Annotated in this window: 8 protein-coding genes; 2 read left to right on the top strand and 6 right to left on the bottom strand. The window is 71.3% G+C overall.

Annotated elements, in window-relative coordinates; translation table 11 throughout:
• Positions 1-132: 132 nt before the first annotated feature.
• Positions 133-882, bottom strand: a complete 750-nt coding sequence (locus ACFYM6_RS35830) for an SDR family NAD(P)-dependent oxidoreductase (protein WP_387281932.1) — start codon at positions 880-882, stop codon at positions 133-135.
• 397 nt (positions 883-1,279) lie between these two features.
• Complete coding sequence (locus ACFYM6_RS35835; protein ID WP_387281935.1) at positions 1,280-1,831, bottom strand: GNAT family N-acetyltransferase; 552 nt, start codon at positions 1,829-1,831, stop codon at positions 1,280-1,282.
• 76 nt (positions 1,832-1,907) lie between these two features.
• On the opposite strand from ACFYM6_RS35835, the gene ACFYM6_RS35840 reads away from it, so the two are divergent.
• The gene (locus ACFYM6_RS35840; protein ID WP_387281937.1) at positions 1,908-2,543 is read left to right on the top strand and encodes a TetR family transcriptional regulator; all 636 of its coding nucleotides are present in this window, start codon (positions 1,908-1,910) and stop codon (positions 2,541-2,543) included.
• 206 nt (positions 2,544-2,749) lie between these two features.
• Here ACFYM6_RS35840 and ACFYM6_RS35845 read toward each other — a convergent pair whose 3' ends face one another.
• The 4 genes from ACFYM6_RS35845 to ACFYM6_RS35860 are packed head-to-tail and all read right to left on the bottom strand — an operon-like array spanning position 2,750 to position 5,481.
• Positions 2,750-4,165, bottom strand: a complete 1,416-nt coding sequence (locus ACFYM6_RS35845) for an alpha/beta fold hydrolase (RefSeq protein ID WP_387281939.1) — start codon at positions 4,163-4,165, stop codon at positions 2,750-2,752.
• Between the two features lie 45 nt (positions 4,166-4,210).
• The gene (locus tag ACFYM6_RS35850) at positions 4,211-4,693 is read right to left on the bottom strand and encodes an SRPBCC family protein (RefSeq protein WP_387281941.1); all 483 of its coding nucleotides are present in this window, start codon (positions 4,691-4,693) and stop codon (positions 4,211-4,213) included.
• Complete coding sequence (locus tag ACFYM6_RS35855) at positions 4,690-5,025, bottom strand: helix-turn-helix transcriptional regulator (protein ID WP_073835152.1); 336 nt, start codon at positions 5,023-5,025, stop codon at positions 4,690-4,692. Before ACFYM6_RS35855 ends, ACFYM6_RS35850 begins: the two co-directional genes overlap by 4 nt.
• A 33-nt stretch (positions 5,026-5,058) precedes the next feature.
• Positions 5,059-5,481 carry a hypothetical protein gene (locus ACFYM6_RS35860; protein WP_387281943.1) on the bottom strand — a complete coding sequence of 141 codons (423 nt, stop codon included), beginning with the start codon at positions 5,479-5,481 and terminating at the stop codon, positions 5,059-5,061.
• Positions 5,482-5,589: 108 nt separating this feature from the next.
• Here ACFYM6_RS35860 and tnpA point away from each other — a divergent pair, with 108 nt between their 5' ends.
• Positions 5,590-5,982 (top strand): IS200/IS605 family transposase, encoded by a 393-nt coding sequence (tnpA, locus tag ACFYM6_RS35865; RefSeq protein ID WP_387281946.1) that lies wholly within the window; start codon positions 5,590-5,592, stop codon positions 5,980-5,982.
• Positions 5,983-6,030: the final 48 nt, after the last annotated feature.

Below are 6,030 nucleotides of genomic sequence, written 5' to 3' on the forward strand. Positions count from 1 at the left end.
CCGGGGGGGGGGGGCCCGGCCCGGCTCCGGTCGGCGCGCCGGGGCCCCCCCCGGCCCCCCCCCCCCCCCCCCCCCACGCCGTCGAACAGGGCATCGAACGCCCGCCGGGCGGTCAGCGCCCCGCCGGGCGGCTCAGATGCCACCGTCGACGTGCAGCGTCTCCCCCGTGATGTAGGAGGACTGGTCGCTCAGCAGGAAGGTGACCGCGTCGGCGACCTCCTCCGGCCGCCCGTAGCGCCGCAACGCGATGATCTGGCGGTGGCGTTCGACGTACGCCAGCCGCTCCGCCGAGGAGTCCCGTGCCGCTTCCTCGGTCTCGATGGTGCCCGGAGCCACCACGTTGACCCGGATGCCCTGCGGGCTCAGTTCCTTGGCCAGCGAACGCATCAGCCCGACGAGGCCGGCCTTCGCCGCGGTGTAGTGCGCCCGCAGCGGGATCCCGACCGTGGCCGCCCGGGACCCGATGGCCACCACCGACGTGCCCGCGGTCATCAGCGGCAGCGCCTTGTTGACGAGGAGGTACGCCGCGGTGAGCGTGGTGTCCACCACCCGGTGCCACTCCTGGGGCGTCAGCTCGGCGAACCGCACCGGGCTGATCACCCCCGCGTTGTGCACCAGGCCGTGCAGCGTACGGTGGCCGCTCCCGGCCTCGTCGACGAGCCGCTCGACGTCCACGACGTCGGTCACGTCGGCCCGGATCAGCCGGTGGCTGCCCGGCGTCTCCTTGAGTTGGTGGGCGAGCGCCTCGACGTGCTCACCCTCGGTCCGGTAGCAGGCGACCACGTTCGCCCCGGCGGCGGCCAGTCCGAGGGTGATGCCCCGACCGATGCCGCGGGCGCCTCCGGTGACGATGACATTCTTGCCGGCGAGTTGACCGATCATGGCTCTCCCTCTTCTCGCGCTGGGGCGACCGACCGAGCTGTTCCCGCGACTGTTCGGCGGGGAACGGGAACCTCCATCACCGGGTTGGCCGACGCGCCGGCATGCACCGTCGGCTGCGGTCCGCTCGATGATCTGCGTCGTCAGGCGCGTGTCGGCCTCGGTCTGTGCAGTGAAGTGTCGCTCCGCGACCGCGCCGTCCAGACAGGACCGTCGGTCTTCAGCTCGAACTGTCGGCTAGCGCGGCTCGGTGTCGTCCGGCTTGTCCCGATGTTCCCAGAACAGAGATATGAATGCCAGACGGAAAGGTTTTCGGTACTTTGCGGCCCTCGACCGGGAGCCCAGTTGGTGCCGAGAGCGGCGGGTCACCTCGCCACGAGCCGCGGCGGCAGATGCGTGCTCATGGCCGGTCACCCGCACCCGCGGAGCTGACCGCTGGCCGCTGCCGCAGGTCGAGCGTCCAGTGCTGGCCGACGAGGTCGTGGCCGAAGCTGTGGTGCCGCTCCTCGTCGGTGCGGACGAAGCCGACGGCCGCATAGATTCTGCGTGCGGACACCAGCACGTCGTTGGTCCACAACGTGACCTGCCGGTAGCCGGCCGCGCGAGCGAAGGCGACGCACGTCTCGACCAGGCGGGTGCCGACGCCGAGGCCACGCGCGGCCGGCGTGACCAGCAGGATCCGCAGCTTGGCCACCCCGGGCTCGCCGTCGGCGACACAGAAGACGCATCCCACGCGTGCGCCGTCGACCTCGGCGATCCAGGCCGCCTCCCGGCTCGGGTCGTGATCCGTGGCGTAGTCGGCAACGATCCTGGCCACCAGCGCCTCGAAGTCGGTGTCCCAGCCGAACTGCTGGTCGTACACCTCACCGTGTGCCATCACCACCCAGCCCAGGTCGCCGGGACGGTCCGCCCGACGCACCACGACTCGCGGCTGACGGTCCTGCTGCGACATGGGCCACCCTCCCGGCTCCCTGGCCAACGGCTCCCGCCACTGACACAACTGTTTCAGTAGCGGGTACGCTACCCCCATGTCCCAGGACCCGACAACGCCGTCTCCCCGGCAGGTCGAGCTGTTGGAGGCCGCCTACCGGTACGTGCTCGAGCACGGCCTGGCCGACCTGTCACTGCGTCCGCTCGCCGCGGCCATCGGCTCAAGCCCCCGGGTGCTGATGTTCCTCTTCGGCAACAAGGACGGCCTGGTGCGGGCGCTGCTCGCGCGGGCCCGCACCGACGAGCTCGCGATCCTGGACCGCCTCGGACAGGCCAGCCGAGGCGCGCCCATCGGGCTGGTCCCGGCGGTCGAGCAGGTCTGGGCGTGGCTCGCTGCCGACGAACATCGGCGGCTGCTGCGGCTGTGGGTCGAGGCGTACGCCCGCTCCCTCGTCGAGCCCGACGGCGCGTGGGCCGGGTTCGCCCGCGCGACCGTGCACGACTGGCTCGCCGTCCTGGCCGCCTGCCAACCACCGCCCGAGCGGAACAGCGAGGCGGGCGCCATCGGCCGCACCCTGGCACTGGCGGTGCTCCGCGGCGCTCTGCTCGACCTCCTCGCCACCGGTGACCGGCACCGGGTCACGGCCGCCGTCCGACACCAGCTCGCCCTGTTGCCTCATCCGCGGGGATCTGGCGAGCACGGCGGCTCCCGATACTCGCAGAACAAAATATGAAAGCCAGACCGCGGGGGTTCGCGGCGACCGGTCCCCGGTCTCCAGCTGGTCGGCGGCGTCGACGTCCACCGCTGCTCACGCGGCCGAGGTGCCGCAGGGCCGTCGCCCCGCCGTCACGCCCGCGTCAGGCCGGGCGGCTGCTCGCCGCCCGGCGTACGGGATTGCCGACCGATCCCACCGGCGGAGTCCTCAGTGGACCTCCGCGCCTACCGCGTCGGCCGCATGGCGCGGGGCGGGACGAACGTGGTGAACGCCGGTGGCATGGGCGCGTCGGTGAAGGTCCGTCCGAGGTCCAGCACCAGCTGGTATTGCTCACCGAGAGCGCTCGCCGTCTCGTTCATCGTCCACGGGCCGGTGTCCGGCCAGCGGCCGGTCTCGATCCGGGTGAACAGGGTGCGCAGCATGGTGATCTCCTCGGCCGCGCTGAACGAGCAGTGCCCGCCCCGGTCGACGGAGAGCTGCCGCAGCTTGCCGGGGTCGCCGGCGCGCCGGACCTGGTCGGCGTACCAGCGTTCCTGGTGGGACGGCGCGCCACCGTCGCCCGTCGTGTGCATGGTGACCACCGGCACCGGGGTCCGCCCGGACGGGACGCCGACGCGGAGCAGGTAGTCGACCGCGGCCGGGTCGGCGGCGATCCGCGGGGCGCCGGCGAGCCGGTCCAGGTCGGACCGCAGGTCGAGCCCCGCCGCCCGGTAGGCCTGCCGCACCTGAGGGTGCTGTGCCGACCGAACGAGCTGCTGGCGGTAGTCCACCCCGACATTCGAGGACGGGTTGCCCCCGGCCCGGCGCTCGAGGTCCAGCCGCCCCGGCGGGCCGAAGCCGAGGCTGTACGCGTACTGCAGCCACTCGGCCTGGTTGCGGACCCGCTCGACGGGGTCGGTGGGGCGTGGCTCGTGCGCCGAGTACCAGCCGGTGACGTTGTTCAGCGCGGCGGCCAGCGCGATCCTGGCCCGGCCCTGCTCGGTGCCGAGCGCCTGCTGGATGGCGTCGGTGAGGGCCTGCGCGTCGGCCGCCGGGTCGTCGGGGCGTACCAGGTCGATGTCCTGGTCGGGCGCGAGCAGGGTACGGACCGCGAAGAGCACGTCCAGCCCGGTGTTGAAGAGGGCCTGGGTGTCGTACGCGCCGCACATCGTCGCCACGCCGGCGAACCGCTGTGGGTGGCGCTCGGCGAGCTGGGCGGCGATCCCCGCGCCCATCGACTGCCCGGTGGCGATCGTGCGCCGGGGCACCCCGACATGGTCCTCGAACCAGTCCAGCAACGCGATCTGGTCGCGCAACCCGCGCTCCACCGCGTAGCCGAAGCCGCCGTCCGCGAACTGGGAGGCGGCCATGGCGTAGCCGTGGTCGAGCAGCCAGGCCTCGGTCTCGGACCGGTCCGGCGGCCGGTTGGTCAGCCCGATGCCGAAGGACGGGAAGCCCTCCGGAAGGTACCCGTGGCTGTACAGCAGCAGGGTGCCGTTCCAGCGGGGCGGCAGTTCGATCCGGAAGTCGGCGCCGTCGATGGTGCCGGTGATGGTGCGCCGGCCGGGTTCCGTGGTGGCCGCCGCGGTGGCGACCGCCGGGGGCGCGGCCACGCCCACCGCGGCCACCAGGGCGGCGGTCAAGGTCAGTCGTCTCGTCACGCGGGTCATCGCACGCATGGCCTGTTCCACTCCCCTCGTCCTGGCTCAGGCGTAGAGCGGGGCACCGGTCTCCAGCAGGGACTTCAGGTCGCTGAGGACCTCCGCCCAGCCACCGCCGGCACCCTCGACGTCGCCGTTGACCTGCGCCATGGTCTGCGGCGCGCCGGCGAGTTCGTGGATCACGGTGAGACAGGTGACCCCGTCGTGCCGCTCGGCGATCTCGTACGTCAACCGGGTGGCCGGCTCGTCGAGCCAGGTGGGCCGCCAGGTCTGCACCAGCCGGACCGGCGGGTCCACCTCGATCACCTCACCCTCGACCGGCACCTCGGGCATGCCGGCCTGCTGGTGCTCCTTGATGGCGAAGGCACGGTAGCGGCCGCCGGGCCGCAGGTCGTAGTCGGCGATGCCCTGGTAGCCGTACCGCCGGGTCCACTCGGGCTTGGTGATGGCCTCCCAGACGGCCTGCGGCGTGGCCTTGATGTACACCCGGTAGACCTTGGTGGTCCCGGTCGTCGTCGTGGTGGTCATGTCCTGTCCTCCGGTTCGTCGCGTTCGAGCTCGGCCTTGAGGTCCAGCAGCGCCCTGGTGTGGCCTTCCGTGTACTTGTCGATCCACCGGTCGTGGATCAGCCGGATCGGCACCGGGTTGAGGAAGTGCAGCTTCTCCCGGCCCTGCCGCCTGGTGACCACGAGACCGGCGTCCTCCAACAGGCGCAGGTGCTTCATGACCCCGAAGCGGGTCATCTCCAGCTCGGACTCCAACTGCGTCAGCGTCTGGCCGTCGCGCACGAAGAGGGAGTCGAGCAGGGCTCGTCGGGTCGGATCGGCGAGTGCCTTGAACACCAGGTCCTCGTCGTTCACGGGAATCAGAATAGGTGACCGAATGGTCACATGTCAACGCCCGCCAGTTGAGACGATTGCCGCCGACGCGAAACGGGGGATGATCATGGCGCTCTTGCCGGACGACTCGGACATGTCGCATGCCACCCGGATGGCCAGGTACGGCACGGTGTCGACCGCGCTCGCGCTACTGAGCGACCGGCGGCTGCGCCGGCTCGTGGACGAGGCCCCGGTCGTCGGCTCCGGCATCGGCGGCGCCGCCGCGCTGCTGGAGCTCGACGACGTGCCGGTGTTCGTGAAGCGGATCCCGCTCACCGACCGGGAACGCCGGCCGGACGCCGTCATGTCCACGGCGAACCTGTTCGGCCTCCCCGCCTTCTGCCAGTACGGGGTGGGCAGCCCCGGCTTCGGCGCGTGGCGGGAGCTGGTCGCGAACACCATGACGACGAACTGGGTGCTCAGCGGCCAGACCGACATCTTCCCCCTGATCGAAATGCCTAGCGTGCAGACCGCCGGCTTTAGCCGTGGGGATAGCGTGTCAATTTCGGACGGACAGTGGATAGCACGATGCCGTATATTTCGCGGGTGTCCGTTGCGCTGCGGTCGAACCGCAACGTCGTTTTCCAGTGCGTTTTCCACGTCGTGTGGTGCCCGAAGTGCCGGCGCGGGGTGCTCGGCGGCCGGATCGAGGAGCGGTGGACGCAGCTCGTCCGCGAGGTGGTGGAGGAGAAAGGGGCGTGGCTGGTGGCGTTGGACGTCATGCCCGATCACGTCCATCTGCTGGTCGAGGTGGATCCGCAGTTCGGTGTCCACAAGCTCGTGAAGGCGATCAAGAGACGGACGTCGCGGGTGTTGCGGGAGGAGTTCGGGTCGCTGCGCTCCCGGCTGCCTACCCTGTGGACGGGCTCGTACTTCATGGCGAGCACCGGCGGCGGTGGATCGGTATGTTTGAGCGGCAGAAGGGCCGCTGAGTGCTGACCGGCCGTCGCTATCTGCTCGCGTTCACCGATGAGCAGGCCGCCTACG

Origin of the sequence: Micromonospora sp. NPDC006431, assembly GCF_042870725.1 — a bacterium.
GTDB lineage: Bacteria > Actinomycetota > Actinomycetes > Mycobacteriales > Micromonosporaceae > Micromonospora.

Bases quoted from the DNA above. Each gene is read 5' to 3' on its own strand.
- ACFYM6_RS35830 (WP_387281932.1), bottom strand. From the start codon at position 882: ATGATCGGTCAACTCGCCGGCAAGAATGTCATCGTCACCGGAGGCGCC.
- ACFYM6_RS35835 (WP_387281935.1), bottom strand. From the start codon at position 1,831: ATGTCGCAGCAGGACCGTCAGCCGCGAGTCGTGGTGCGTCGGGCGGAC.
- ACFYM6_RS35840 (WP_387281937.1), top strand. From the start codon at position 1,908: ATGTCCCAGGACCCGACAACGCCGTCTCCCCGGCAGGTCGAGCTGTTG.
- ACFYM6_RS35850 (WP_387281941.1), bottom strand. From the start codon at position 4,693: ATGACCACCACGACGACGACCGGGACCACCAAGGTCTACCGGGTGTAC.
- ACFYM6_RS35860 (WP_387281943.1), bottom strand. From the start codon at position 5,481: ATGTCGGTCTGGCCGCTGAGCACCCAGTTCGTCGTCATGGTGTTCGCG.